Origin of the sequence: Streptomyces sp. NPDC001832 (assembly GCF_040297265.1) — a bacterium.
GTDB lineage: Bacteria > Actinomycetota > Actinomycetes > Streptomycetales > Streptomycetaceae > Streptomyces.
The window spans coordinates 120,029-146,557 of record NZ_JBEOYU010000001.1; the positions used below are offsets into that span (position 1 = coordinate 120,029).

Genomic DNA, 26,529 nt, shown 5'->3' on the forward strand with positions numbered 1-26,529 from the left:
GAAAGCTTGCACAAGCCGCCGCCTACGATGGTGCGCGTGCCCAAGCTGACCCGAGCCGAAGTCGCTCAAGCCACGCGGAACCCGCTCCTCTACATCGCCGAGCGATGGACTCCGTCACCCCGCACGGTCCGCCGTGCGGCCATGTCGGCCGTCGTCATGGCCGTGCTGATCGTCGTGACCGGCGGCGCGGTGCGGCTGACCGGTTCCGGCCTCGGTTGCCCGACCTGGCCCAAGTGCACCGAAGACAGCCTGACGGCGACGAGCGAGATGGGCATCCACGGCGTCATCGAGTTCACCAATCGGATGCTGACGTATGTGCTGTGCGCGGCGGTCGGGTGGGCGATCATCGCCGCCCGGTCCGCGAAGCCCTGGCGCCGCAGCCTCACCCGGCTCGCCTGGGCGCAGTTCTGGGTGGTCATGGGCAACGCGGTGCTCGGCGGCATCGTGGTGCTGGTCGGCCTCAACCCGTACACCGTCGCCGCGCACTTCCTGCTCTCCACGGCGCTGCTCACCGTCGCGATGGTGACCTGGCAGCGGGTCCGTGAGGGCGACGCGGCGCCCCGTCCGCTGGTGGGCAAGGCGGTGTCCCAGCTGACCTGGCTGCTCACGGTCGTGGCGGGGCTGCTGATCACGGTCGGCACGGTCGTCACGGGCGCCGGACGGCACGCGGGTGACTCCAGCGACGTCCACCGCATTCCGATCGACTGGGAGATGATCACGCAGCTGCACGCCGATCTGGCCTGGGCCGTGGTGGCGCTGACCGTCGCTCTCTGGTTCGTACTGAAGGCCGTGGACGCGCCGATCGGTCCGCTCCACCGCGCCCGTGATCTCTTCCTGGTGCTGTTGGGACAGGGCGTGATCGGTTACGTCCAGTACTTCACGAACACCCCGGAGATCCTCGTCGGCCTGCACATGTTCGGCTCGTGCATGGTGTGGATCGCCGTCGTGCGGATGCTGCTGTCGCTGCGTGAGCGCCCGGTGTCCGTCGCCGCGGTGCCCGGCCCCGCTGCCGAGCAGCCGCAGCCCGCCGCAACGGGCTGAGTGGCTGTCGGGTGGCCTCTGGGCGCGGGAGAGCCCCGGGCCTCCGCTAGGGCGTGTTTCATACGTCGATCGCCGGACGGGCCTGCATTCCCAGGCCCGTCCGGCGATCGACGTATGAAGGGCCGTTCAGGCCTTGTTGGAGGGGCCGCCCAGCTGAATGCCGGCCATCCGCGTCCACTCGTACGGGCCAGTGCGGACCTTCGCGGCGAAGTCCCCGTCGAAGGACTCGTGCATCGTGATCCCGGCCTTCCGAGTGGCGCTCTCAGCGATCGCGTACGACGGGGCGACCAGATCGCCCCAGTCGCCGTCCTCGCCCACGAGAACGATGCGGGTGCCCATCTGCCCGATGTAAGCGAGCTGTCCCTCCGCGCCGCCGTGTGCCTTGGAGAAGGCGCCGATCTGCTTGGCGAGCCTCGCCGCCCTGCGCTCCGCGCGGGCCGCCTGCCTGCCGCTGTCAACCTGGGTCTCTGCCGTCTCTGCCATGCTCAGAATGCTATCGATGAGTAGACAAACCGGCGACGGGCGGGGCACGTGGCATGGACCACGCACCCCGCCCGTCGGCAGGAATCGATGAAGCGGGACTACCTCACGAAGGGGTCGATCGCCACAGCGACGAAGAGCAGCGAGACATAGGTGATCGACCAGTGGAACAGCCGCATCTCCTTGAGCTTGGCCCCGGACACCCCGGCTTTCGCCCGGTTCTGCAGAGCGTGCGCCTCCCAGAGCCAGAACCCGCCGGTCAGCAGCGCCACCGCGGTGTAGAACCAGCCGGTGTAGCCGAGCGGGGTGAGCAGCAGCGAGACCGCCACCATCACCCAGCTGTAGATGACGATCTGGCGGGCCACCACCCGGTTGGAGGCAATGACCGGAAGCATGGGGACGCCGACCCGGGCGTAGTCGTCCTTCACCTTCATTGACAGCGGCCAATAGTGCGGCGGCGTCCAGAAGAACATCACGGCGAAGAGGATGACCGCGGCCCAGGACATCGAGTTGGTCACGGAGGACCAGCCGATGAGGACCGGCATGCAGCCGGCGATGCCGCCCCAGACGATGTTCTGCGAGGTGCGGCGCTTCAGCAGCATCGTGTAGCCGACCACGTAGAACAGCAGCGCGCCGAGCGCGAGCGCGGCCGACAGCCAGTTGACGAGCAGTCCGAACCAGAGGGTGGAGATCACCGCGAGGGTGAACCCGAAGACCAGGCACTCACGCGGGCTCACCATGCCGGTGACCAGCGGACGTTGCGACGTACGGTCCATCAACGCGTCGATGTCGCGGTCGATGTACATGTTCAGTGCGTTGGCACCGCCGGCGGAGAGATATCCGCCGATGGTGGTGGTGAGGACGAGCCACAGGTCCGGTACGCCCTGAGCGGCGAGGAACATCACCGGAACAGTGGTGATCAGCAACAGCTCGATGATCCGAGGCTTGGTCAGTGCCACGAATGCCTTGACACGGGCCCCGAACGGGCGATGGCCCCCTGGACTGGGAGTCAAGGCGACCCCTGCGGGTCGGGACTCGACGGCCGTCACGCACACCCCTGACAGAGAAATCCCAGCAAGCTCCGGGCGTGAAGGCCCAGTAAAGACTTGCGCGAACCAGACCACTGTAGACGTTGGGGACAGGCCCCCATTCGCGGGGGTGGGGTCGTGTTGAAGTGGCGCAGGAGTAAAAGGACGCGCTCACAGGAGGGCCCAGAAGTGAGGGGGCACGCTCATCGGAGTAGCGCATACGTGAGCCGCTGCGCTCACACGGGAGGCGAACTCCGCAGGCCGCCTGCACCCTGGAAAGCAGCCGGAAAATGCTGGTTCCGACGGGGGTAGGCTCGACAAAGCCCGGTGCGGTCACAGTCACCGGTTTACAACCGTGGAGAGGAGCCCTGACTCAGGGTGAGCACCAAGCCGACCACCACAGACCTCCAGTGGACCGAATTGGACCAGCGGGCCGTGGACACCGTCCGCGTCCTTGCCGCCGACGCCGTACAGAAGGTCGGAAACGGCCACCCGGGCACGGCGATGAGCCTGGCTCCCGCCGCGTACACCCTCTTCCAGAAGGTCATGCGGCACGACCCCACCGACGCGGAGTGGAGCGGTCGCGACCGGTTCGTGCTCTCTGCGGGTCACAGCAGCCTGACCCTCTACATCCAGCTCTACCTGGCCGGGTACGGCCTGGAGCTCGATGACCTCAAGGCTTTCCGTACCTGGGGCTCGAAGACCCCGGGTCACCCGGAGTACGGCCACACCACCGGCGTCGAGACGACCACCGGCCCGCTGGGCCAGGGCGTCGCCAACGCGGTGGGCATGGCGATGGCCGCCCGCTACGAACGCGGCCTGTTCGACCCGGAGGCGGCCCCCGGCACCTCCCCGTTCGACCACATGGTCTGGGTCATCGCCGGCGACGGCTGCCTCCAGGAGGGCATCTCCGCGGAGGCGTCCTCGCTGGCCGGACACCAGAAGCTCGGCAACCTGGTCCTGCTGTGGGACGACAACCACATCTCCATCGAGGGCGACACGCAGACCGCGGTCTCCGAGGACACCCTGAAGCGGTACGAGGCGTACGGCTGGCACGTCCAGCGCGTCGACCAGCTGCCCAGCGGCGACCTGGACCCGGCGGGTCTGTACAAGGCACTGCAGGCCGCCAAGGCCGAGACCGAGCGCCCGTCGTTCATCGCGGCCCGCTCGATCATCGCCTGGCCCGCCCCGAACGCCAAGAACACCGAGGCCTCGCACGGCTCTGCGCTCGGCGACGAAGAGGTCGCCGCGACGAAGAAGGTCCTCGGCTTCGACCCGGAGAAGTCCTTCGAGGTCTCCGACGAGGTCATCTCCCACACCCGTGAGGCGCTGGACCGCGGCCGCGAGGCCAAGGCCGAGTGGGAGAAGGCGCTCGCCGCCTGGCGCACCGCCAACCCGGAGCGCGCCGCCGAGTTCGACCGGATCTCCGCGGGCGAGCTGCCCACGGGCTGGGAGGACAGGCTTCCGGTCTTCGAACCGGGCAAGAGCGTCGCCACCCGCGCCGCCTCCGGCAAGGTGCTCCAGCAGCTCGGCGAGGTCATCCCCGAGCTGTGGGGTGGCTCAGCCGACCTCGCGGGCTCGAACAACACCACGATCGACAAGTCGTCGTCGTTCCTCCCGACGGGCAACCCGCTGCCCGGCGCGGACCCGTACGGCCGCACCATCCACTTCGGTATCCGCGAGCACGCCATGGCCGCGGCGATGAACGGCATCGCGCTGCACGGCCACACCCGCATCTACGGTGGCACCTTCCTGGTGTTCTCCGACTACATGCGCAATGCCGTGCGCCTGTCCGCACTGATGCACCTGCCGGTGACGTACGTGTGGACGCACGACTCGATCGGTCTCGGCGAGGACGGCCCGACCCACCAGCCGGTGGAGCACCTGGCCTCGCTGCGCGCCATCCCGGGCCTGAACATCGTCCGCCCGGCCGACGCCAACGAGACCTCCATCGCCTGGCGCGAGATCCTGCGCCGCTACACCAAGGTGTTCGGCAAGGGAGCCCCGCACGGTCTGGCGCTGACCCGCCAGGGCGTGCCGACCTACGAGGCGAACGAGGACGCGGCCAAGGGCGGCTACGTGCTCTTCGAGGCCGAAGGGCCCGAAGGGCAGAACACGGCGCCCCAGGTCCTCCTGATCGGTACGGGCTCCGAGGTGCACCTCGCCGTCGAGGCGCGCGAGGAGCTGCAGGCCGCCGGCATCCCGACCCGAGTGGTCTCGATGCCGTCGGTCGAGTGGTTCGAGGAGCAGGACCAGGCTTACAAGGACAGTGTTCTGCCGCCGTCCGTGAAGGCCCGGGTCGCGGTCGAGGCCGGTATCGGTCTCACCTGGCACCAGTACGTCGGAGACGCCGGCCGGATCGTCTCGCTCGAGCACTTCGGTGCCTCGGCCGACGCCAAGGTCCTCTTCCGTGAGTTCGGCTTCACCGGCGAGCACGTCGCCGCTGCTGCGCGGGAATCTCTCGCCGCCGCCACGCGCTGACACCGTTATACGACTAGCAGGAGATGCAATTCTCATGACAGACGCACTCAAGCGCCTCTCCGACGAGGGTGTGGCGATCTGGCTCGACGATCTGTCGCGCAAGCGGATCACCTCGGGCAATCTTGCGGAGCTGATCGACGAGCAGCACGTCGTGGGTGTCACGACCAACCCGTCGATCTTCCAGAAGGCGATTTCACATGGCGATGGTTACGAGCAGCAGCTCACCGACCTCGCCACCCGCAAGGTCACCGTCGACGAGGCCATCCGCATGATCACGACGGCGGACGTACGGGACGCCGCGGACATCCTGCGTCCGGTCTTCGACGCCACGGACGGTCAGGACGGCCGGGTCTCCATCGAGGTCGACCCGCGTCTGGCCCATCACACCGATGCCACTGTCGCCGAGGCCAAGCAGCTGGCCTGGCTGGTGGACCGGCCCAACACGCTGATCAAGATCCCGGCGACGAAGGCCGGTCTCCCGGCGATCACCGAGGTCATCGGCAAGGGCATCAGCGTCAATGTCACGCTGATCTTCTCGCTGGAGCGCTACCGCGAGGTCATGGACGCCTACCTGGCGGGTCTGGAGAAGGCGAAGGCCGCAGGCCTGGACCTGTCCAGGATTCACTCGGTGGCTTCGTTCTTCGTGTCCCGGGTGGACACCGAGATCGACAAGCGGCTCGACACGGTCGGTACCCCGGAGGCCAAGGCGCTCAAGGGCAAGGCGGCGCTCGCCAATGCCCGGCTCGCCTACCAGGCGTTCGAGGAGGTGTTCGGCTCTGCCGACGCATCGACACCGCCGTCGGACCGCTGGGCCGCCCTGGACAAGGCGCAGGCCAACAAGCAGCGTCCGCTGTGGGCCTCGACCGGTGTCAAGGACCCTGCATACAAGGACACCCTGTACGTCGACGAACTGGTCGCCCCCGGCACGGTGAACACCATGCCAGAGGCCACCCTGGACGCCACGGCGGACCACGGACGGATCACGGGCAACACCATCGCCGGCACCTACGAGCAGGCCCGCGCCGAGCTCGACGCCGTCGCGGGGCTCGGGATCTCCTACGACGACGTCGTCCAGCTCCTCGAGGACGAGGGCGTCGAGAAGTTCGAGGCGTCCTGGATCGACCTGCTCAACTCGACCGAGGCGGAGCTCAAGCGCCTCGCTCCTTCGGAGGACTGACCACCTTGTCCGGTGTTCCCGGAGCCAACCCGCTTCGTGACCCCCAGGACCGACGGCTCCCGCGTATCGCGGGCCCGTCGGGTCTGGTCATCTTTGGCGTCACGGGCGATTTGTCCCGCAAGAAGCTGATGCCCGCCGTCTATGACCTGGCCAACCGCGGCCTGCTACCGCCGGGCTTCTCCCTCATCGGTTTCGCGCGCCGCGAGTGGCACGACGAGGACTTCGCGGAAGAGGTCCACGACGCAGTCAAGCAGCACGCCCGTACGCCGTTCCGCGAAGAGGTCTGGCAGCAGCTCATCCAGGGGATGCGCTTCGTCCAGGGCAACTTCGACGACGATGACGCCTTCGAAACACTGAAGGCCACGATCCAGGAGCTCGACAAGGCACAGGGCACGGGCGGCAATTTCGCCTTCTACCTGTCCGTGCCGCCGAAGTTCTTCCCCAAGGTCGTCCAGCAGCTCAAGAAGCACGGTCTTGCCGACCAGAAGGAAGGCTCCTGGCGGCGTGCCGTCATCGAGAAGCCCTTCGGCCACGACCTCGCCAGCGCGCAGGAGCTCAACCAGCTCGTGCACGACGTGTTCCCGCCCAACGAGGTCTTCCGGATCGACCACTACCTGGGCAAGGAGACGGTCCAGAACATCCTGGCGCTGCGGTTCGCCAACACGATGTTCGAGCCGATCTGGAACAGGTCGTACGTCGACCACGTCCAGATCACGATGGCCGAGGACATCGGCATCGGCGGCCGGGCCGGCTACTACGACGGCATCGGCGCCGCTCGTGACGTCATCCAGAACCACCTGCTCCAGCTGCTGGCGCTGACCGCGATGGAGGAGCCCGGCTCCTTCCACCCGAAGGCTCTGGTCGCCGAGAAGCTCAAGGTGCTCACGGCGGTGGAGCTACCGGAGGACCTGGGCAAGCACACGGTGCGCGGCCAGTACGCGCACGCGTGGCAGGGCGGCAAGGAGGTCCCCGGCTACCTGGAAGAGGACGGCATCGACCCCAAGTCGACGACCGACACCTATGCCGCGATCAAGCTGACGATCAACAACCGCCGCTGGGCCGGTGTGCCGTTCTACCTCCGTACCGGAAAGCGGCTCGGCCGCCGGGTCACGGAGATCGCGGTCGTCTTCAAGCGCGCTCCGTATCTGCCCTTCGAGTCCGGCGCGACCAAGGAGCTGGGCGGCAACGCCCTGGTCATCCGGGTCCAGCCGGACGAGGGCGTCACCGTGCGGTTCGGCTCCAAGGTGCCCGGCACCTCGATGGAGGTCCGGGACGTCACGATGGACTTCGCCTACGGCGAGTCCTTCACGGAGTCCAGCCCGGAGGCGTACGAGCGGCTCATCCTCGATGTGCTGCTCGGCGACGCCAACCTGTTCCCGCGGCACCAGGAGGTCGAACTCTCCTGGAACATTCTCGACCCGATCGAGGCGTACTGGGACAAGCACGGCAAGCCCGCGCAGTACCCGGCGGGCACCTGGGGTCCCGCCGAGGCGGACGAGATGCTTGCACGAGACGGACGGAGCTGGCGCCTGCCATGAAGATCGATCTCACGGAGACCACTTCCAGCAAGATCAACCAGGCGCTGGTGTCGGCCCGTCGTGCCATCGGCACCCCGGCCATCGGCATGGTGCTGACCCTGGTGATCGTCACCGACGAGGAGAACGCGTACGACGCCCTCAAGTCGGCCGGCGACGCCTCGCGCGAACATCCCTCGCGGATCATCGCGGTGATCAAGCGGGTCAGCCGCTCGCCGCGCAGCCGCCGGGATGCCCGGCTCGACGCAGAAGTGCGGGTCGGCTCCGACGCGGGCGCCGGCGAGACCGTCGTCCTGCGTCTCCACGGCGAGCTGGCCAACCACGCCCAGTCGGTGGTCCTGCCGCTGCTGCTGCCGGACGCCCCGGTAGTGGTCTGGTGGCCCGAGGGCGCCCCCGACGACCCGGCGAAGGACCCGCTGGGCGCGCTCGCCCAGCGCCGGATCACGGACGCGTACTCGGCGGAGCACCCGAGCGACGAACTCGTGGTGCGCGGCCGGTCGTACACCCCGGGCGACACCGATCTGGCCTGGACCCGCATCACGCCCTGGCGCTCGATGCTGGCGGCCGCGCTCGACCAGCAGCACGTCGAGGTCGTCTCGGCGATGGTCGAGGGCGAGTCGGAGAACCCGAGCTGTGAGCTGCTCGCCATGTGGCTGGCGAACCGGCTCAAGGTTCCGGTGGAGCGCACCCTGTCCGGCGGCCCCGGTCTGACGGCCGTGCGGATGGAGACCAAGAACGGCGTCATCGTCCTGGACCGGCCGGACGGTTCGCTGGCCACGCTCTCGATGCAGGGCCAGCCGGATCGTGCGGTGGCGCTCAAGCGGCGGGACACCGCCGAATTGCTCGCCGAGGAGCTGCGGCGCCTGGACCCGGACAACACCTACGAGGCGACGGTGAAGTTCGGCGTGGAGAAGCTCGGCGGACCGGCGGACCCGAAGCCGGCCGAACCCGCTGCCGCTCCTGCCGCCCCTGCCGCCCCTTCCGCCGCGAAGAAGACCGCGGCCAAGAAGGCGGCGGCGAAGTGAGTGCCCCTCAACTTGTTGTGCACCACGACAAGGAGCTGATGGCGCAGGCCGCCGCGGCCCGGCTGATCACGAAGATCGTGGACGCCCAGGCCGCGCGCGGTCACGCCTCGGTGGTGCTCACCGGCGGGCGCAACGGCAACGGCCTGCTGGCCGCACTCGCCGACGCACCCGCCAGGGACGCGATCGACTGGTCCCGGCTCGACCTGTGGTGGGGTGACGAGCGGTTCCTGCCCGAGGGCGACCCGGAGCGCAATGTCACGCAGGCCCGCGAGGCCCTGCTGGACTCGGTGCCGCTGACTCCGTCCCGGGTGCACGCGATGCCTGCTTCGGACGGCCCCTGTGGCAACGACGCCGACGCGGCAGCGGCCGCGTACGCCGTCGAACTGGCCACGGCGGCCGGTCCGGAGGACCACGGTCCGGTGCCGACGTTCGATGTGCTGATGCTGGGCGTCGGCCCGGACACGCATGTAGCGTCGCTCTTCCCGGAGCTGCCCGCGGTGCGGGAGACCGAGCGCACCGTCGTCGGTGTGCACGGCGCTCCCAAACCGCCGCCCATCCGCATCTCGCTCACGCTGCCCGCGATCCGGGCGGCGCGCGAGGTGTGGCTGCTCGCCGCGGGCGAGGACAAGGCGGAGGCCGCGGAGATCGCGCTCTCGGGCGCCGGAGAGATCCAGGCCCCGGCAGCCGGAGCGTACGGACGCAGCCGCACTCTGTGGCTGCTGGACGCGGCGGCGGCCTCGCGGCTGCCGCGCGCACTGTATCCGCCGGCCTCTCCCTGAGCACTCGTCAGTAACGGTCTTACCCACGATTCAACGTTGCACACAGGCCCGGCTCGCTCTACGGAGCGGCCGGGCCTGCGGCGTGAACGGCTGAAGTGTCCGGGAACCAATCACCGATTGTTCGGCGGCCTCAGCCTCCGCTCCCCCGTGGCCATCGGCTCAGCGCCCCCTGCGGGCGCGGTACGCCCGGACGAGCGCGGCGGTCGAGCTGTCCAGCTGCTCGCCCCCCTCCGCCGTGGCAGCGGCTGATGCCGAGGTCTCGGTCAGCACCGGCTCGATCTTCTTGGCGAGGACCTTGCCGAGTTCGACGCCCCACTGGTCGAAGGAGTCGATGTTCCAGATGGCGCCCTGGACGAAGACCTTGTGCTCGTACAGCGCGATCAGCTGGCCGAGGACGGACGGGGTCAGCCTGTCGGCCAGGATCGTCGTCGTCGGGTGGTTGCCCTGGAAGGTCTTGTGCGCCACCAGCTCCTCGGCGACGCCCTCGGCCCGGACCTCGTCCGGCGTCTTGCCGAAGGCCAGCGCCTGGGTCTGGGCGAAGAAGTTGGCCATCAGCAGATCGTGCTGGGCGACCAGACCGGGCAGCAGGTCGGCGACCGGCTCGGCAAAGCCGATGAAGTCGGCCGGGATGACCTTGGTGCCCTGGTGGATCAGCTGGTAATAGGCGTGCTGCCCATTGGTGCCGGGGGTGCCCCAGACGACCGGTCCGGTCTGCCAGTCGACCGGATTGCCGTCCCGGTCCACGGACTTGCCGTTGGACTCCATGTCCAGCTGCTGCAAGTAAGCGGTGAACTTGGACAGATAGTGGCTGTACGGCAGCACGGCATGCGACTGCGCGTCGAAGAACGCGCCGTACCAGACGCCCAACAAGCCCAGCAGCAGCGGCGCATTGTCCTCGGCGGGGGCGGTGCGGAAATGCTCGTCGACGAGGTGGAAGCCGTCGAGCATCTCGCGGAACCGGTCCGGGCCGATGGCGATCATCAGCGAGAGTCCGATGGCGGAGTCGTACGAGTAGCGGCCGCCGACCCAGTCCCAGAACTCGAACATGTTGGCGGTGTCGATGCCGAAGTCCGTGACCTTCTCGGCATTCGTGGACAACGCCACAAAGTGCTTGGCGACCGCGTCCTGACCGGCCCCCAGGCCGGTCAGCAGCCAGTTGCGGGCGGAGGTGGCGTTGGTGATGGTCTCGATCGTGGTGAAGGTCTTCGACGCGATGATGAAGAGCGTCTCGGCCGGGTCGAGATCGCGCACGGCCTCGTGGAGGTCGGCGCCGTCGACGTTCGACACGAAGCGGACGGTGAGGGCGCGGTCCGTGAAGGAGCGCAGCGCCTCGTATGCCATGGCGGGGCCGAGGTCGGAGCCGCCGATGCCGATGTTGACGATGTTCTTGATGCGCTTACCGGTGTGACCGGTCCACTCTCCCGACCTGATGCGGTCGGAGAAGGCCGCCATCTTGTCGAGTACGGCATGCACGGCGGGCACCACGTTCTCGCCGTCGACCTCGATCACCGCATCGCGCGGGGCACGCAGCGCGGTGTGCAGGACGGCGCGGTCCTCGGTGGTGTTGATCTTCTCGCCGCGGAACATCGCGTCCCGCAGCTCGGCCACGCCGGTGGCATCGGCGAGCCCGCGCAGCAGCCGGAACGTGTCGTCGGTGGCCAGGTGCTTGGAGTAGTCGACATACAGATCGCCGACCCGGAGGGTATATCCGGTGCCGCGGTCCGGATCGTCCGCGAAGAGCTGCCGCAGATGCGTCGTCCCGAGCTGTTCGCGGTGCTTGCCCAGAGCGGTCCACTCGGGCGTCTGGTTGAGCCTGGTTCGGCTTGGTGTATTCATCCCGGATATCAGCCCACTTCTTCTTGTGCCTGCAGATGCCCCGCTGCCCTTCCAACTTAATTGATCAGAGGGATTGACAGGCAATTGCGAGCTGCGGCACAGCAAGAGCAGTCCGGCCGGACACCCAGTGAGGTGTCCGGCCGGTGAACAACAACCGGGGTGACTAGATCTCACCCCGGAGTTTTGCCAGGGCCTCGGCGAGGATGGCCTCGCCGTCCGCGTCACTGCGCCGCTCGCGTACGTACGCGAGGTGCGTCTTGTACGGTTCGGTGCGCGGCGGGTCCGGCGGGCTGTCCCGGTCCTGGCCGGCCGGGAAACCACAGCGCGGGCAGTCCCAAGTCTCCGGTACCTGCGCGTCACTGGCGAAGCTCGGCTGCGTCTCGTGCCCGTTCGAGCACCAGAAGGAGATGCGGAGGCGCGGCGCGGACTCGCCCCGCTCGGCCTCCCCCATCGGCCCCGCTCCGACCCGGCTTCCCCGGATCGCGTTGCCACTTGCCACGGTCGTAACTCCCTGCGTGATGGTGCTCGAAGATGCCCCAGTCTACGTAAGGCCCAACGCGCGTCCAGTGAAAGGAGTTACACCCCCACCGGGAATCGCGTACGACGGGTCAGTTGTCCAGTTTGATCAGCAGACCAAGCACAACAATGCACGCGAACCAGGCCAGACCGATGAACACGGTGATCCGGTCGAGGTTCCGCTCGGCGACCGAGGAGCCGCCCACGGACGACTGCATGCCGCCACCGAACATGTCGGAGAGGCCGCCGCCCTTTCCCTTGTGCATCAGCACCAGCAGCATCAGCAGCAGGCTGAAGACGATCAGGGCGATCTGGAACGCCAAAATCACGGCTGGTCCCTACTTTCCGGAATTCTCTGGACTGCATGTGCGAACAGCGGGGGCCGGGAGGCTACACCCTCCTCGGCCCCCGCAAGGGTACGACGGATCCGCGCTACCGCATACTCACTGGTCCTGGAAGCGGACGATCTTGACGAACTCGTCGGCGTCCAGTGCGGCCCCGCCGATCAGCGCGCCGTCCACATCGGGCTTTGACATGATCTCGGCGACGTTCCCGGACTTCACCGAGCCTCCGTACTGGATACGGACCGTGTCGGCCAGGTCCTGCGAGTACAGCTCGGCGAGGCGGCTGCGGATCGCCCCGCAGACCTCCTGGGCGTCTTCGGAGCCGCAGACCTTACCGGTCCCGATCGCCCAGACCGGCTCGTACGCGATCACGATCGACTCGGCCAGCTCGGCGGGGAGGTCCTTGAGACCACCGTCGACCTGCGCGAGCGTGTGCGCGACGTGGTTGCCCGCCTCACGGACCTCCAGCTCCTCGCCGACGCAGAGGATCGGGGTCAGGCCGTGCTTGAAGGCGGCCTTCACCTTGGTGTTGCAGATCTCGTCGGTCTCGCCGTGGTACTGGCGGCGCTCGCTGTGGCCGACGGTGACATAGGTGCACTTCAGCTTGGCGAGCATCGGGCCGGAGATCTCACCGGTGTACGCGCCGGAGTCGTGCGCCGAGATGTCCTGGGCGCCGTACTTGATCTTCAGCTTGTCGCCGTCCACCAGGGTCTGCACGGAGCGCAGGTCGGTGAAGGGCGGCAGGACCGCGACCTCAACGGCGTCGTAGTCCTTGTCGGCCAGGGCAAAGGCGAGCTTCTGGACGTGTGCGATGGCCTCGAGGTGGTTGAGGTTCATCTTCCAGTTGCCCGCCATCAGCGGGGTACGGGTACTCATGAAAGGTCAGTCCTCCAGTGCGGCGAGGCCGGGAAGCGTCTTGCCCTCAAGGTATTCGAGGCTGGCGCCGCCACCGGTCGAGATGTGTCCGAATGCATTCTCGTCGAAGCCCAGGATGCGGACGGCTGCGGCGGAGTCGCCACCTCCGACCACGCTGAAGCCCGAGGAGTCGACGAGAGCCTGGGCGACAGCCCGGGTGCCCTCGGCGTAATCAGGGTGCTCGAAGACTCCCATTGGGCCGTTCCAGAAGACGGTGACGGCGTCGGCGAGCTTCGAGGCATACAGTTTGTTGGTCTCGGGGCCGTTGTCCAGGCCCATGAAACCGGCCGGGATGGCGTCCGCGGGCACGGTACGGTGCTCGGTCGGAGCCTTGGTCTTGAGGTCCGGGAACTGCTCGGAGACCACGACATCGACGGGGAGCACGAACTCCACGCCCTTCTCCTCGGCGCGCCTCAGATACTCCAGCACCGCCGGGATCTGGTCCTCCTGCAGAAGCGAGCTGCCGACCTCGTGGCCCTGGGCCTTGAGGAAGGTGTACGCCATGCCGCCGCCGATGAGGATGCGGTCGGCGCGCTCCAGCAGGTGGTCGATGACGCCGAGCTTGTCGGAGACCTTGGAGCCACCGAGTACGACGGCGTACGGGCGCTCGACGTTCTCGGTGAGCTTCTTCAGTACGCCGACCTCAGTGGCGATCAGGTCGCCGGCGGCGTGCGGCAGCCGGGCCGGGAGGTCGAAGACCGAGGCGTGCTTGCGGTGTACGGCTCCGAAGCCGTCGCCCACGTACACATCGGCGAGCTCGGCAAGCTGGTCGGCGAACGCGCCGCGCTCGGCGTCGTCCTTCGACGTCTCACCGGGGTTGAAGCGGAGGTTCTCGATGACGGCGACCCGGCCGTCGGCGAGGGCGGCGACCGTGGCGCGGGCGGACTCGCCGACCGTGTCGGTCGCGAACGCCACGTCGGCGCCGATGAGCTCACCCAGACGGGCCGCAGCGGGCGCCAGGGAGAAGGCGGGGTCCGGGGCGCCCTTGGGGCGGCCCAGGTGCGAGGCGACGATGACCCGCGCGCCGGCCGCGGCGAGCTTCTCCACGGTCGGCTGGACGGCTCGGATGCGGCCGTCGTCGGTGATGGTGGTGCCGCTCAGCGGCACGTTGAGGTCGGCGCGGACGAATACGCGCTTTCCGGTGACCCCTTCGGCGAGAAGTTCGTTGATCGTCTTCATCTTGCTGGACTCCTTGGGAGGACGAGAGAGCATGCAACGAGGCTCGAACAGCGCGGTATTGCGCTGTTCGAGCCCCGTGCTCACATCGAGGTGCCTGCCGATTCGACGGTCAGAGCCGGCTGCCGACGAAGACGGTCAGGTCGACGAGGCGGTTGGAGTAGCCCCACTCGTTGTCGTACCAGCCGATGACCTTGACCTGCGAGCCCTCTGCCATGGTAAGCAGGGAGTCGAATGTGCAGGAGGCCGGGTCCGAGACGATGTCCGAGGACACGATCGGGTCCTCGGTGTAGAACAGCTTGCCCTTGAGCGGGCCTTCCTCGGCAGCCTTCTGGAAGGCGGCGTTGACCTCGTCGCGGGTGACCTCGCGCTCCAGCGTGATGACCAGGTCGGTGACCGAACCGGTCGGGACCGGGACACGCATGGCCATACCGTCGAGCTTGCCCTTGAGCTGCGGAAGCACCAGAGCGGTGGCCTTGGCGGCACCGGTCGTGGTCGGGATGATGTTCTCCGCGGCGGCGCGGGCACGACGCAGGTCGGAGTGCGGGAAGTCCAGGATGCGCTGGTCGTTCGTGTACGCGTGGACCGTCGTCATGAGGCCCTTGACAATGCCGAAGCTCTCATCCAGAACCTTGGCCATCGGCGCGACACAGTTGGTGGTGCAGGAGGCGTTGGAGATGACGTGGTGGTTGGCCGCGTCGTACTTGTCCTCGTTGACACCCATCACGATGGTGATGTCCTCGTTCTTGGCCGGAGCCGAGATGAGGACCTTCTTGGCGCCACCCGCGATGTGCTTCTCGGCGTCGGCCTTCTTGGTGAAGATGCCGGTCGACTCGATGACGATGTCGACGCCCAGCTCACCCCAGGGGATGTCAGCCGGGTTGCGCTCGGAGAGCACCTTGATGGTGTGGCCGTCGACAGTGATGCTGTCGGCGGTGTGGCTCACCTCGGCCTTGAGACGACCCAGAATGGTGTCGTACTTCAGGAGGTGCGCCGTGGTCGCAGTGTCACCCAGGTCGTTGACAGCCACGATCTCAATGTCCGCACCCTGCTCCAGCAACGCGCGGAAGTAGTTACGACCGATGCGGCCAAAGCCGTTGATGCCTACGCGGATCGTCACGAACCGATCTCCTCGTTAGGTACGCGGGGTTTCAACCCCGGCGAGTTGTATGAGATGTCCCCGACCGCCTTCGACCCTACTCCTCCGATGCCCCTGGAGTGACATCGAGCGGGGCCGCTGGAGCCGCAGAGGTCCGTACCCCTCGATAGGATTACGGACCTCCGGATACTCGGCCGCATTTGCGCCAATACTTACGGAGCGTCAACACTCCTGGGAATGCTGCGCGTTCCGCATTCGACCGGTTTCATGGCCCTCGCACGCCAGAGGATGGCGGGCGGTCTCCGATCGGAAAGCAGCCGCGGGCTGGTGCGTGCGATTCCAAGGCGCCTGGATGGCCTCGGATGGGGTCTCCCCCGCCCCTTGAGAGCTCGGGGAAGAAAATACTAGGACATTTCGGTAACGCGGGAAGCGTGCGTGGCGGGGCGCGGCCGCCCGATTCACCCGACAGCCTCTCAGCCCACCAGGCCGTCGGCGAGCTCCTCGCTGAGGGTGGATTCCGTGCCCGGGATGCCCAGGTCCTGGGCCCGCTTGTCGGCCATTGCCAGCAGTCGGCGGATCCGGCCGGCGACCGCGTCCTTGGTCAGCGGCGGGTCGGCGAGCGCGCCCAGCTCTTCCAAGGAGGCCTGCTTGTGCTCCATGCGCAGCCGTCCGGCCGCCGCGAGGTGCTCGGGCACCTCCTCGCCCAGGATCTCCAGCGCGCGCCCCACCCGGGCGCCCGCGGCGACCGCGGCCCGCGCGGAACGACGCAGGTTGGCGTCGTCAAAGTTGGCGAGCCGGTTGGCAGTGGCGCGGACCTCCCGGCGCATCCGCCGCTCCTCCCAGGCCAGCACCTGCTCATGGGCGCCGAGCCGGGTGAGCAGGGCACCGATCGCGTCGCCGTCACGAACGACGACCCGGTCCACCCCGCGCACTTCACGGGCCTTTGCCGCGATGGAGAGCCTGCGGGCCGCGCCGACCAGCGCGAGCGCCGCCTCCGGGCCCGGGCAGGTCACCTCCAGTGAAGAGGAGCGGCCCGGCTCGGTGAGCGAGCCATGGGCCAGGAAGGCCCCGCGCCAGGCGGCCTCGGCATCGCAGGTGGCCCCCGAGACCACCTGCGGGGGCAGGCCACGGATGGGCCGGCCACGGCCGTCCACCAGGCCGGTCTGGCGCGCCAGCTGATCGCCGCCCGCCACCACCCGTACGACAAAGCGGGAGCCGCGCCGCAGCCCGCCGGGGGCCATCACGATCAGCTCCGAGCTGTGCCCGAAGATTTCGAGAATGTCCCGCTTCAGCCGGCGCGCCGCCATCGCGGTGTCCAGCTCCGCCTCGATCACAATCCGGCCGCTCACCAGGTGCAACCCGCCCGCGAACCGAAGAATCGCCGAGACTTCCGCTTTCCTGCAGCAGGTCCGGGTCACGGGAAGCCGAGAGATTTCGTCCTTCACCGCTGGCGTCATCGCCATGGGCCGATCCTTCCATGCATCCGAAAAATACGGTCGTACGCGGCGGCCAACAGCTCCGGATCATGGATCGGAACGCCGTCGGGTGAGGCCACCGGCGCCAGCTCGACCGCGGCGCCGAGCCGCTTGGCGGCGTCGGCGAGGGACTCGCGATCGGGCACGGCGGCTTCGTCGGCCAGCACCACGTCCATGGCGAGTTTAGGGGCGTGTCGTCCCAAAACCTCCAAATGACGCTGCGGAGAGAAGCCATCAGTTTCGCCGGGTTGCGGTGCGAGGTTGAGCGAGAGGACCTTGCGGGCCTTGGTCTCGATGAGCGCGTCGAGCAGTTCCGGGACGAGCAGATGCGGCATGACGGAGGAGAACCAGGACCCCGGGCCGAGCACCACCCAATCGGCGTCCAGGACAGCGGCGACGGCCTCAGGAACGGCTGGCGGGTCGTTCGGGACGAGGTGGACGGACTGCACCTCGCCCGGGGTGAGCGCCACGGTGGCCTGGCCGCGCACCGTGTCCACCTCGTCCGGGCGGGCCGGGTCGTGTCCCCGGACCAGCGCCTGGAGCTCCAGCGGCACAGCGGACATGGGCAGCACCCGGCCGTGCGCCCCGAGGAGCTTGCCGACCAGGTCCAAGGCCTGGACATGGTCGCCGAGCTGCTCCCACAGGGCGACGATCAGCAGATTGCCGACCGCGTGCTCGTGCAGATCACCCTTGGACTGGAAGCGGTGCTGGATGACCTGGGCCCAGGTCTGGCCCCAGTCGTCGTCACCGCACAGGGCGGCGAGCGCCTTGCGCAGATCGCCAGGCGGCAGGACTCCGAGCTCCTCGCGGAGCCGGCCGCTGGAGCCGCCGTCGTCGGCGACGGTGACCACTGCCGTGAGATCGCCGGTGATCCGGCGGAGCGCTGCGAGCGACGCGGACAGGCCCATGCCGCCGCCGAGGGCGACGACCTTGGGCTGCGCGCCGCGCTTGCGGCCGGAGAGCGCGGAGGCAGCTCTGCGCAGCCGCCGCAGGCGCAGATTACGGCTGGTCACTCGCGCCCCATGTCCCGGTGGACGAGGACGGTCTCGATCCCTTCGGTCGTGAGCCTGGCCGCGAGCTTCTCGGACATGGCGACCGAGCGGTGCTTGCCGCCCGTGCAGCCGACGGCGATCGTCACATAGCGCTTGCCCTCACGGCGGTACCCGGCGGCAACGAGCTGGAGCAGCTCGGTGTACTGGTTGAGGAATTCCTTGGCTCCGGGTTGGTCGAAGACGTAGGCGGAGACCTCTTCGTTGAGCCCGGTGAACGGGCGCAGCTCAGGGACCCAGTGCGGGTTGGGCAGGAAGCGGCAGTCGACCACCAGGTCGGCGTCGACCGGCAGGCCGTACTTGAAGCCGAACGACATCACCGTGGCGCGCAGCTCCGGCTCTGCGTCGCCGGCGAACTGGGCGTCCATCTTGGCGCGCAGTTCGTGCACATTGAGGCTGGAGGTGTCGATCACCAGGTCGGCGTCGCCGCGCAGTTCGCGCAGCAGGTCGCGCTCGGCGGCGATGCCGTCGACGATCCGGCCGTCACCCTGGAGGGGGTGCGGGCGGCGGACCGATTCGAAGCGGCGGACCAGGGCGTCGTCGGAGGACTCCAGGAAGACGATGCGCCGGGTGACGTGCTTCGCCTCCAGGTCGGCGAGGGACTCGCGGAGGTTGTCGAAGAAGCGGCGGCCCCGCACGTCGACGACCACGGCGATCCGGGCCACGTTGCCCTGCGAGCGCGCACCGAGCTCGACCATGGTGGGGATCAGGGCGGGCGGCAGGTTGTCGACGACGAACCAGCCGAGGTCCTCCAGACACTTGGCCGCGGTGCTGCGTCCGGCGCCCGACATCCCCGAGATGATCACCAGCTCGGGGATGGCCGCATTCCCGTCACCCGTATCGATCGTGATGCCCGTACTCACGTGTCCTGCTCCGTCTGCTCGGTCGGTGCCGTCGTGCTCGACTTCGTGTTCGTGCTCAGTCATGTGGTGCTGCCCCCGTCGTCATCCTCAATGATCTCTCCTGTCGCCGTGTTCACGGCGGGCGTGGCCGGGGCGGCCGAGGCCAGGGCGACAGCCACTGATTCCGCCGTCCTGCGACCTATCCCCGGAACCTCGCAGATCTCGTCGATTGTCGCCTGCTTCAGCTTCTTCACGGAGCCGAAGTGCTTGATCAGCGCCTGTTTCCGGGTCCCGCCGAGGCCGGCTACGGCATCCAGGGGGCTGGAACGGATGCGCTTGGCCCGCTTGACCCGCTGATACGTGATCGCGAAGCGGTGGGCCTCGTCACGGACACGCTGGAGGAGGTAGAGGCCCTCGCTGGAGCGGGGCAGGACGACGGGGTCGTCGTCATCGGGCAGCCAGACCTCTTCGAGGCGCTTGGCGAGGCCACAGACAGCGATGTCGTCGATCCCGAGCTCGTCGAGGGCGCGCTTGGCGGCGGCGACCTGCGGCTGGCCGCCGTCGACCACGACGAGTTGCGGCGGATAGGCGAACCGCTTGGGACGGCCGTCGTCCTCGCGGGGCTCGGCGTCCGGATCGGGGGTGGTGCCCGGGACGGGACCGGTCGGCGCGGGGGTCTCCTCCCACTCCCCCGTCCGCTCCTTCTCCTGGAGATACCGCTTGAAACGGCGGCCGATCACCTCGTGCATGGACCGGACGTCGTCCTGGCCCTCGAAGCCCTTGATCTGGAAGCGGCGGTACTCGCTCTTGCGGGCCAGCCCGTCCTCGAAGACGACCATGGAAGCGACCACGTCATCGCCCTGGAGATGGGAGATGTCGAAGCACTCGATGCGCAGCGGCGCCGTGTCGAGGCCGAGCGCCTCGGCGATCTCCTCCAGCGCGCGGGAGCGGGTTGTCAGATCGGAGGCGCGCTTGGTCTTGTGCAGCCCCAGGGCCTGCTGGGCGTTGCGCTGGACCGTCACCATCAGGTCCTTCTTGTCGCCGCGCTGCGGGATGCGCAGGCTGACATGGGAGCCCCTGCGGTCGGCGAGCCACTGGGAGACCGCGTCGGGGTGCTCGGGGAGGGCCGGGACGAGGACCTCCTTGGGGACGGAGTCGCCCGTCTCCTCGCCGTACAGCTGCTGCAGGGCGTGCTCGACCAGACCCGAGGTGTCGACGTGCTCAACCTTGTCGGTGACCCAGCCGCGCTGGCCGCGCACCCGGCCGCCGCGCACATGGAAGATCTGGACGGCGGCTTCGAGCTCGTCCTCGGCGACCGCGATCAGGTCGGCGTCGGTGGCGTCGGCGAGGACGACGGCGCTCTTCTCCATGGCCCGTTTGAGGGCCTCCGCATCGTCACGGAGCCGGGCCGCCCGCTCGTACTCCATCTCCTCGGCCGCCGCCATCATGTCCTTCTCCAGGCGACGGATGTACGTGCCGGTGCGCCCGGCCATGAAGTCGCAGAAGTCGCCCGCCAGTTCGCGGTGTTCTTCGGGGGTGACCCGGCCTACGCAGGGGGCCGAGCACTTGCCGATGTATCCGAGAAGACACGGGCGGCCGGTCCGCGCGGCGTTCTTGAAGACACCGGCGGAGCACGTGCGTACGGGAAAGACCCGGAGCATCAGATCGACGGTCTCGCGGATCGCCCAGGCGTGGCCGTACGGACCGAAGTAGCGCACACCCTTCTTCTTGGACCCTCGCATGACCTGGACACGCGGGAATTCCTCGTTGAGCGTGACCGCGAGATACGGATAGCTCTTGTCGTCGCGGTACTTGACGTTGAACCGGGGGTCGTACTCCTTGATCCAGGAGTACTCCAGCTGGAGCGCCTCGACCTCCGTGGAGACGACGGTCCACTCCACCGAGGCGGCCGTGGTGACCATCGTGCGCGTGCGCGGGTGGAGCGCGGCCACATCCTGGAAGTAATTGGCCAGGCGCTGGCGCAGGTTCTTGGCCTTTCCGACGTAGATCACCCGGCGGTGTTCGTCGCGGAATTTGTAGACCCCCGGGGAGTCGGGGATCTGTCCCGGCTTGGGGCGGTAGCTGGAGGGGTCTGCCATGTGTACCACCCTACTTGCGGGCAGTGACAGTGCGGCGGCTCGGCAGTGGGCCGTGCTCAGGGGTGCGCCCAGGTCTCGGCGGGCGCGCCGCGCAGCGCCCGTGCGGCACTGGGAGTGAGTCCGTCCCGGGCAGGGCGTCAGGCGTCGGGGCCCGCGACGAGCTTCCCGCCCTCGATCCTGACCGGGACCGAGGGCAGCGGCGCGGTCGCCGGGCCTTCCAGCGCGTTGCCGGTCGTCGTATCGAAGCGACTGCCGTGGCAGGGGCAGTTCCCCACGTTGTCCTCGACCTTGTCCAGCAGGCAGCCCGCGTGGGTGCACTGGGCGCTGAACGCCTTGTACTGGCCCTTGGCCGGGCACGTGACGATGACCCGCTGGTCGCGGTAGAGCTTGGACCCGCCGACCGGAACCTCTTCCGCTGCGCCGAGCGCGACGGGGGCGGTCGGCGTCGGAGTTTCGGCGTGGCCGAGCTTCGATTCGGTCGAGCAGCCGGCCACTCCCAGCCCTGCGGCGCCGGCGAGAACGGCACCCTTCAGCACGGTACGGCGGGCGGCGGGCTGGCCGGGCATGCGGTCTCCACTGGTCAGAGGGGGGGCAGAAGGTTCCGGGGGCAGCTGAGGCACCGGGAGCACCAGAGGTGCCCGCGGGCATCAGAGCCATCGGTGACAGAACCGACGATACCGGCGGAGACCGGAGGGTCGGTGGCCGGGCCACCCAAGTGTGATTGTCCCTGGTCAGGAGGTTAGGAACGGCTGACAGGACCAACCGGGGTACGTGGGAAGGGGCGAGCGGGCGGGCGTACGGGCACGCGGCCACGCGTGGGCGGACCGAATCGCCTGGAACGTGCACGCATCGGCCGCGCGAAGGCCTCACCGAGCCCTGGTGGTGGCGCGCAGCCATACCGAGTCCTGCGGCGAGCGGGGCGCCGTACCGACTGAAGCGGCAGCCCCCGATTTCCGGGGGCCGCAGCCCGGGCACAGGGCCGTCAGGCCCTGCGCGCGCGGCTTGCCTTCTTCGCCGCGGGCTTCTTCGCCTCAACCGTCTTGGCGGTCCTTGCCGTGGCCGTCTTCCTGACCGGGGCCGACTTCGCGGCGACCGCCTTCTTCGCGGCCACCTTCCGCACGGGCTTGCGGGCTGCGGGCACCGAGGCTTCACTCACCCGATCCGGGACCAGGATGCCCTGGAGGAACTTGCCGGTGTGGCTGGTCGGAACCCCGGCTACCTGCTCCGGGGTGCCCTCGGCGACGACCAGACCGCCGCCGTTGCCCCCTTCGGGGCCCATGTCGATGACCCAGTCCGCGGTCTTGACCACATCGAGGTTGTGCTCGATGACGATCACGGAGTTGCCCTTGTCGACCAGCCCGGACAGCACCTTGATGAGCTTGCTGATGTCCTCGAAGTGCAGACCCGTGGTCGGCTCGTCCAGGACGTAGACCGTGCGGCCGGTGGAGCGCTTCTGCAGCTCGCTCGCGAGCTTCACACGCTGCGCCTCGCCGCCGGAGAGCGTCGGTGCGGACTGGCCGAGCCTGACGTATCCGAGGCCGACCTCATGGAGCGTGCGGAGGTGGCGGGCGATCGTCGGGACGGCCTCGAAGAACTCCAGACCCTCCTCGATCGGCATATCGAGCACCTCGGCGATGGACTTGCCCTTGTAGTGGACCTCCAGGGTCTCTCGGTTGTACCGAGCCCCGTGGCAGACCTCGCACGGGACGTACACGTCCGGCAGGAAGTTCATCTCGATCTTGATCGTGCCGTCACCGGAACAGTTCTCGCAGCGGCCGCCCTTGACGTTGAAGGAGAAGCGGCCCGGCAGATAGCCGCGCACCTTCGCCTCCATCGTCTCCGCGAACAGCTTGCGGATGTGGTCGAAGACGCCGGTGTACGTGGCCGGGTTGGACCGGGGCGTTCGGCCGATGGGCGACTGGTCGACGTGCACGACCTTGTCGACCTGGTCGTCCCCGTCGACCCGGGTATGGCGGCCGGGGACCGACTTGGCGCCGTTCAGCTCGCGTGCCAGGTGGGTGTAGAGGATGTCGTTGACCAGCGTCGACTTTCCGGAGCCCGAGACACCCGTGACGGCCGTGAGCACGCCGAGCGGGAAGGAGACGTCGATGTCCTGGAGGTTGTTCTCCCGGGCCCCGTGCACCGTGAGCCTGCGCGTCGGGTCGACGGGGCGCCGGATGTCAGGCATCGCGATCGACTTCTTGCCGGTCAGATACTGACCGGTGATCGAATCACTGTTACCCAGCAGCTCGTTGAGCGACCCGGAGTGGACCACCTTGCCGCCGTGCTCACCAGCGCCGGGGCCGATGTCGACGACCCAGTCGGCGACCTTGATGGTGTCCTCGTCGTGCTCGACGACGATGAGCGTGTTGCCCATGTCGCGGAGCCGGACCAGCGTCTCGATCAGCCGGTGGTTGTCCCGCTGGTGCAGGCCGATGGACGGCTCGTCCAGCACGTACAGCACGCCGACCAGGCCGGAGCCGATCTGTGTGGCCAGCCGGATGCGCTGGGCCTCGCCGCCGGACAGAGTGCCTGCCGCGCGGTTCAGCGAGAGGTAGTCGAGGCCGACATCGACCAGGAACCTCAGCCGTTCGTTGACCTCCTTCAGCACCCGTTCGGCGATCTTCTTGTCGCGGGCGTTCAGCTTCAACCGGCCGAGGAATTCGGCGCACTCGCTGATCGACATCGCGGAGACCTGGGCGATGGACTTCTCCATCACCGTCACCGCCAGGACGATCGGCTTCAGCCTCGTGCCCTCGCAGGTCGGGCAGGGCACCTCCCGCATATAGCCCTCGAAGCGCTCCCGGCTGGAGTCGCTCTCGGCCTCGGAGTGCCGCCGCTTGACGAACTGCACCGCTCCCTCGAAGGCGGGGGTGGTGTAGGCGCGCTCGCGCCCGTAGCGGTTGCGGTAGCGGACCTCGGTCTGGATCTTGTGACCGAAGAGCAGGGCCTTCTTGGCACGCTGCGGCAGACCGGCCCAGGGGATGTCCGTACGGAATCCGAGGGCTTCGGCGAGCGCGCCGATCAGCCGGCCGAAGTACTCCTTGGTGTGGCCGTGCGACCAGGGGTGGATGGCGCCCGCGTCCAGAGACCGCTCCTCGTCGGGGACGATCAGCTCCGGGTCGACCTCCATCCGCGTACCGATACCCGTGCAGTCGGGGCAGGCGCCGAAGGGCGAGTTGAAGGAGAAGGAGCGCGGCTCCAGCTCTTCGAAGGAGAGGTCGTCGTACGGGCAGTAAAGGTGCTCGGAGTACATCCGCTCACGCTCGGGGTCGTCCTCAGGGAGGTCGACGAAGTCGAGCACGACCATGCCGCCGGAGAGCCCGAGCGCGGTCTCGACCGAGTCGGTCAGCCGACGCTTGGCGCTGTCCTTCACCGTGAGGCGGTCGATGACCACCTCGATGGTGTGCTTCTCCTGCTTCTTCAGCTTGGGCGGCTCGGAGAGGTGGATGGTCTCGCCGTCGACCCGGGCCCTGCTGTAGCCCTTGGTCTGCAGATCGGCGAAGAGGTCGACAAACTCGCCCTTGCGCTCGCGCACCAGCGGCGAGAGCACCTGGAAGCGGCTGCCCTCGGGGAGACCTAGCACCTTGTCGACGATGGCCTGCGGCGACTGGCGCGAGATGGGCCGGCCGCACTCGGGGCAGTGCGGCTTGCCGATCCGGGCGAAGAGCAACCGGAGGTAGTCATAGACCTCGGTGATGGTGCCGACCGTCGAGCGCGGGTTGCGCGAGGTCGACTTCTGGTCGATGGAGACGGCGGGCGAGAGGCCCTCGATGAAGTCGACGTCCGGCTTGTCCATCTGGCCGAGGAACTGGCGGGCGTACGAAGAGAGGGACTCCACGTAGCGTCGCTGCCCCTCGGCGAAGATCGTGTCGAACGCGAGAGACGACTTGCCCGACCCGGAAAGCCCGGTGAAGACGATGAGGGAGTCGCGGGGGAGGTCGAGCGAGACGTTCTTGAGGTTGTGCTCGCGAGCGCCACGGACGATGAGACGGTCGGCCACGCCGGTCCGCACCTTTCTTGAGAGAGAAGTGGGGGAACTGAGCCCCTGTCCCAGGGTATGGGGGGCGCCACAGCGATGTACGAAAGCTTTCGAGTCCGAGCGTATAGCACGCGCATTCGATTTACGGACGGTCGCTGACTCCTTCACCCGATTGTGGGACAGCCCTTAGGCTCGGCCTCATGATTGATCACGCGCACGACCTGGACGCCGTACGTGAAGCGACCGATCGGCTGCTCAGCGCCACCGAGAAATTGGACGACGTTGCACTCGCCGAGCCGTCGCGACTGCCGCGCTGGAGCCGCGGCCATGTCGTTGCCCACCTCTGCCGTAACGCCGACGCGCTCGTAAATGTTCTCCAGGGCCGGCCCATGTACGCAGACAGCGAAACCCGCGACCGCGACATCGAACGCGGCGCACCCCGGCCGAAGGCCGAGCAACTGGCCGACCTGGTCGGGAGCGCGGCCCGCTTCGTGGACGCCGCCTCGGCCCCGGCCGACTGGTCCCGCACGGTCACGATGCGCAACGGCGTGGCCGACTCGGCCTCCCGGATCCCCTTCCGCCGCCGCGTCGAGGTCGAGCTGCACCATGTCGACCTGGGCATCGGCTACGAGCTGGAGGATCTCCCGGACGAGTTCGTCACCCGGGAGATCGACTTCCTCGCCGAGCGGTTCGACGGACACCCCGACGTCGTGTCCACGCGTGTGGCCGACGACAAGGGCCGGATCAGGACGACGGGCGGCGGCACCGAAGGCGGCCCTGTCACGGTCCGCGGTACGGCCCCCGAGCTGCTCGGCTGGCTCTCCGGGCGCCGCGACGGCTCGGCGCTGACCGTCGAAGGCGGCCCCCTTCCCGTACTGCCCCCGCTATAGGCTGAGACGTATGACGTACAGCGGAGCGGTCAAGGTCGGCGGGCGTGCTGATGTACACGAGTTGACGGATCTGATGATCTCCAAGGTCGCCGTCGGCCCGATGAACAACAACGCCTATCTACTGCGCTGCCGGGCCACCGGCGAGCAGCTCCTGATCGACGCGGCCAACGAGGCCGGGACCCTGCTGCAGCTGATCGGTGACGACGGCATCACCTCCGTCGTCACCACCCACCGGCACGGCGACCACTGGCAGGCGCTCGGCGAGGTGGTGGCGGCCACCGGCGCGCGTACGTACGCCGGGCGGTACGACGCCGAGGGCATCCCGGTCCCGACCGATGTCCTGGTCGACGACAACGGCACGATCCAGGTGGGCCGAGTCACTCTGACCGCCCGTCACCTCGTCGGTCACACCCCGGGCTCCATCGCGCTCGTCTACGACGACCCGCACGGCGCCCCGCATCTGTTCACCGGGGACTGCCTCTTCCCTGGCGGGGTCGGCAATACGCACCAGGATCCTGATGCCTTCGCGAGCCTGCTCCACGATGTGGAGACGAAGCTCTTCGACCAACTGCCCGATGAGACCTGGGTCTATCCGGGCCATGGTCACGACACCACGCTCGGCAACGAGCGTCCGCATCTGCCGCAGTGGCGCGCCCGCGGCTGGTGACGGCAGCCGCGGGGGCATTCCACCCGTACGAACACCGGCCGGGGCGAGCAACGGACAGTTGCGCGCCCCAGCCGGTGCGGGTTTCTGCCTCGG

At 68.4% G+C, this 26,529-nt stretch carries 22 protein-coding genes; 8 read left to right on the forward strand and 14 right to left on the reverse strand.

Annotation, left to right across the window (positions count from 1 at the left end):
* Positions 1 to 27: 27 nt before the first annotated feature.
* Positions 28 to 1,041 (forward strand): COX15/CtaA family protein, encoded by a 1,014-nt coding sequence (locus ABT115_RS00605; protein ID WP_351782202.1) that lies wholly within the window; start codon positions 28 to 30, stop codon positions 1,039 to 1,041.
* 126 nt (positions 1,042 to 1,167) lie between these two features.
* Here the strand turns inward: ABT115_RS00605 and ABT115_RS00610 are convergent, their stop codons facing one another.
* A complete protein-coding gene (locus ABT115_RS00610) occupies positions 1,168 to 1,524 on the reverse strand; it encodes a hypothetical protein (RefSeq protein WP_351782205.1) in 357 nt (118 codons plus the stop codon).
* 98 nt (positions 1,525 to 1,622) lie between these two features.
* Complete coding sequence (locus ABT115_RS00615) at positions 1,623 to 2,576, reverse strand: heme o synthase (RefSeq protein WP_351782208.1); 954 nt, start codon at positions 2,574 to 2,576, stop codon at positions 1,623 to 1,625.
* A gap of 351 nt (positions 2,577 to 2,927) precedes the next feature.
* Here ABT115_RS00615 and tkt point away from each other — a divergent pair, with 351 nt between their 5' ends.
* The 5 genes from tkt to pgl are packed head-to-tail and all read left to right on the forward strand — an operon-like array spanning position 2,928 to position 9,546.
* Positions 2,928 to 5,030, forward strand: a complete 2,103-nt coding sequence (gene tkt / locus ABT115_RS00620) for a transketolase (protein WP_351782211.1) — start codon at positions 2,928 to 2,930, stop codon at positions 5,028 to 5,030.
* Positions 5,031 to 5,064: 34 nt separating this feature from the next.
* Entirely contained in the window at positions 5,065 to 6,207 is a 1,143-nt protein-coding gene (tal, locus tag ABT115_RS00625; protein ID WP_351782214.1) for a transaldolase, read from the forward strand.
* 5 nt (positions 6,208 to 6,212) lie between these two features.
* Positions 6,213 to 7,745, forward strand: coding sequence for a glucose-6-phosphate dehydrogenase (gene zwf, locus ABT115_RS00630; RefSeq protein ID WP_351782217.1), 1,533 nt, complete (start codon positions 6,213 to 6,215; stop codon positions 7,743 to 7,745).
* A complete protein-coding gene (gene opcA / locus ABT115_RS00635; RefSeq protein ID WP_351782220.1) occupies positions 7,742 to 8,767 on the forward strand; it encodes a glucose-6-phosphate dehydrogenase assembly protein OpcA in 1,026 nt (341 codons plus the stop codon). The genes zwf and opcA overlap by 4 nt, the downstream gene beginning before the upstream one ends.
* Positions 8,764 to 9,546 carry a 6-phosphogluconolactonase gene (pgl, locus tag ABT115_RS00640; protein WP_351782223.1) on the forward strand — a complete coding sequence of 261 codons (783 nt, stop codon included), beginning with the start codon at positions 8,764 to 8,766 and terminating at the stop codon, positions 9,544 to 9,546. The genes opcA and pgl overlap by 4 nt, the downstream gene beginning before the upstream one ends.
* A 159-nt stretch (positions 9,547 to 9,705) precedes the next feature.
* On the opposite strand, the gene pgi is transcribed toward pgl, so the two are convergent.
* The 12 genes from pgi to uvrA all read right to left on the reverse strand — a co-directional run bounded on the left by pgi (position 9,706) and on the right by uvrA (position 24,900).
* On the reverse strand, positions 9,706 to 11,382 hold the full coding sequence (gene pgi, locus ABT115_RS00645) for a glucose-6-phosphate isomerase (protein WP_351782226.1): 1,677 nt from the start codon (positions 11,380 to 11,382) through the stop codon (positions 9,706 to 9,708).
* Between the two features lie 163 nt (positions 11,383 to 11,545).
* The gene (locus tag ABT115_RS00650; protein ID WP_072483070.1) at positions 11,546 to 11,881 is read right to left on the reverse strand and encodes an RNA polymerase-binding protein RbpA; all 336 of its coding nucleotides are present in this window, start codon (positions 11,879 to 11,881) and stop codon (positions 11,546 to 11,548) included.
* Between the two features lie 109 nt (positions 11,882 to 11,990).
* Positions 11,991 to 12,227, reverse strand: a complete 237-nt coding sequence (gene secG / locus ABT115_RS00655) for a preprotein translocase subunit SecG (RefSeq protein ID WP_351782229.1) — start codon at positions 12,225 to 12,227, stop codon at positions 11,991 to 11,993.
* A gap of 114 nt (positions 12,228 to 12,341) precedes the next feature.
* On the reverse strand, positions 12,342 to 13,118 hold the full coding sequence (gene tpiA / locus ABT115_RS00660) for a triose-phosphate isomerase (RefSeq protein ID WP_351782232.1): 777 nt from the start codon (positions 13,116 to 13,118) through the stop codon (positions 12,342 to 12,344).
* A gap of 6 nt (positions 13,119 to 13,124) precedes the next feature.
* Positions 13,125 to 14,336 carry a phosphoglycerate kinase gene (locus ABT115_RS00665; RefSeq protein ID WP_351783014.1) on the reverse strand — a complete coding sequence of 404 codons (1,212 nt, stop codon included), beginning with the start codon at positions 14,334 to 14,336 and terminating at the stop codon, positions 13,125 to 13,127.
* Between the two features lie 109 nt (positions 14,337 to 14,445).
* On the reverse strand, positions 14,446 to 15,453 hold the full coding sequence (gap, locus tag ABT115_RS00670; protein ID WP_351782235.1) for a type I glyceraldehyde-3-phosphate dehydrogenase: 1,008 nt from the start codon (positions 15,451 to 15,453) through the stop codon (positions 14,446 to 14,448).
* 452 nt (positions 15,454 to 15,905) lie between these two features.
* Positions 15,906 to 16,895: a DNA-binding protein WhiA gene (whiA, locus tag ABT115_RS00675; RefSeq protein WP_351782238.1), complete on the reverse strand. Its 990-nt coding sequence runs from the start codon at positions 16,893 to 16,895 to the stop codon at positions 15,906 to 15,908.
* Positions 16,886 to 17,920, reverse strand: a complete 1,035-nt coding sequence (locus ABT115_RS00680) for a gluconeogenesis factor YvcK family protein (RefSeq protein WP_351782241.1) — start codon at positions 17,918 to 17,920, stop codon at positions 16,886 to 16,888. The genes whiA and ABT115_RS00680 overlap by 10 nt, the downstream gene beginning before the upstream one ends.
* Complete coding sequence (gene rapZ, locus ABT115_RS00685) at positions 17,917 to 18,882, reverse strand: RNase adapter RapZ (protein ID WP_351782244.1); 966 nt, start codon at positions 18,880 to 18,882, stop codon at positions 17,917 to 17,919. Before rapZ ends, ABT115_RS00680 begins: the two co-directional genes overlap by 4 nt.
* A complete protein-coding gene (gene uvrC, locus ABT115_RS00690; protein WP_351782247.1) occupies positions 18,879 to 20,897 on the reverse strand; it encodes an excinuclease ABC subunit UvrC in 2,019 nt (672 codons plus the stop codon). The genes rapZ and uvrC overlap by 4 nt, the downstream gene beginning before the upstream one ends.
* A 137-nt stretch (positions 20,898 to 21,034) precedes the next feature.
* Complete coding sequence (locus tag ABT115_RS00695; RefSeq protein ID WP_351782250.1) at positions 21,035 to 21,463, reverse strand: Rieske (2Fe-2S) protein; 429 nt, start codon at positions 21,461 to 21,463, stop codon at positions 21,035 to 21,037.
* Positions 21,464 to 21,879: 416 nt separating this feature from the next.
* Positions 21,880 to 24,900: an excinuclease ABC subunit UvrA gene (gene uvrA / locus ABT115_RS00700; RefSeq protein ID WP_351782253.1), complete on the reverse strand. Its 3,021-nt coding sequence runs from the start codon at positions 24,898 to 24,900 to the stop codon at positions 21,880 to 21,882.
* Between the two features lie 179 nt (positions 24,901 to 25,079).
* Here uvrA and ABT115_RS00705 point away from each other — a divergent pair, with 179 nt between their 5' ends.
* A complete protein-coding gene (locus ABT115_RS00705) occupies positions 25,080 to 25,769 on the forward strand; it encodes a maleylpyruvate isomerase family mycothiol-dependent enzyme (protein ID WP_351782256.1) in 690 nt (229 codons plus the stop codon).
* Between the two features lie 10 nt (positions 25,770 to 25,779).
* Positions 25,780 to 26,436, forward strand: a complete 657-nt coding sequence (locus ABT115_RS00710; RefSeq protein WP_351782259.1) for an MBL fold metallo-hydrolase — start codon at positions 25,780 to 25,782, stop codon at positions 26,434 to 26,436.
* Positions 26,437 to 26,529: the final 93 nt, after the last annotated feature.

Excerpts from the sequence above, each read along its gene's own strand:
- whiA (WP_351782238.1), bottom strand. The coding sequence starts at position 16,895 with ATGGCGATGACGCCAGCGGTGAAGGACGAAATCTCTCGGCTTCCCGTG.
- opcA (WP_351782220.1), top strand. The coding sequence starts at position 7,742 with ATGAAGATCGATCTCACGGAGACCACTTCCAGCAAGATCAACCAGGCG.
- tpiA (WP_351782232.1), bottom strand. The coding sequence starts at position 13,118 with ATGAGTACCCGTACCCCGCTGATGGCGGGCAACTGGAAGATGAACCTC.
- ABT115_RS00705 (WP_351782256.1), top strand. The coding sequence starts at position 25,080 with ATGATTGATCACGCGCACGACCTGGACGCCGTACGTGAAGCGACCGAT.
- rapZ (WP_351782244.1), bottom strand. The coding sequence starts at position 18,882 with ATGACTGAGCACGAACACGAAGTCGAGCACGACGGCACCGACCGAGCA.
- ABT115_RS00710 (WP_351782259.1), top strand. The coding sequence starts at position 25,780 with ATGACGTACAGCGGAGCGGTCAAGGTCGGCGGGCGTGCTGATGTACAC.
- ABT115_RS00665 (WP_351783014.1), bottom strand. The coding sequence starts at position 14,336 with ATGAAGACGATCAACGAACTTCTCGCCGAAGGGGTCACCGGAAAGCGC.
- ABT115_RS00605 (WP_351782202.1), top strand. The coding sequence starts at position 28 with ATGGTGCGCGTGCCCAAGCTGACCCGAGCCGAAGTCGCTCAAGCCACG.
- ABT115_RS00610 (WP_351782205.1), bottom strand. The coding sequence starts at position 1,524 with ATGGCAGAGACGGCAGAGACCCAGGTTGACAGCGGCAGGCAGGCGGCC.
- pgi (WP_351782226.1), bottom strand. The coding sequence starts at position 11,382 with ATGAATACACCAAGCCGAACCAGGCTCAACCAGACGCCCGAGTGGACC.
- uvrC (WP_351782247.1), bottom strand. The coding sequence starts at position 20,897 with ATGGCAGACCCCTCCAGCTACCGCCCCAAGCCGGGACAGATCCCCGAC.
- ABT115_RS00695 (WP_351782250.1), bottom strand. The coding sequence starts at position 21,463 with ATGCCCGGCCAGCCCGCCGCCCGCCGTACCGTGCTGAAGGGTGCCGTT.
- tal (WP_351782214.1), top strand. The coding sequence starts at position 5,065 with ATGACAGACGCACTCAAGCGCCTCTCCGACGAGGGTGTGGCGATCTGG.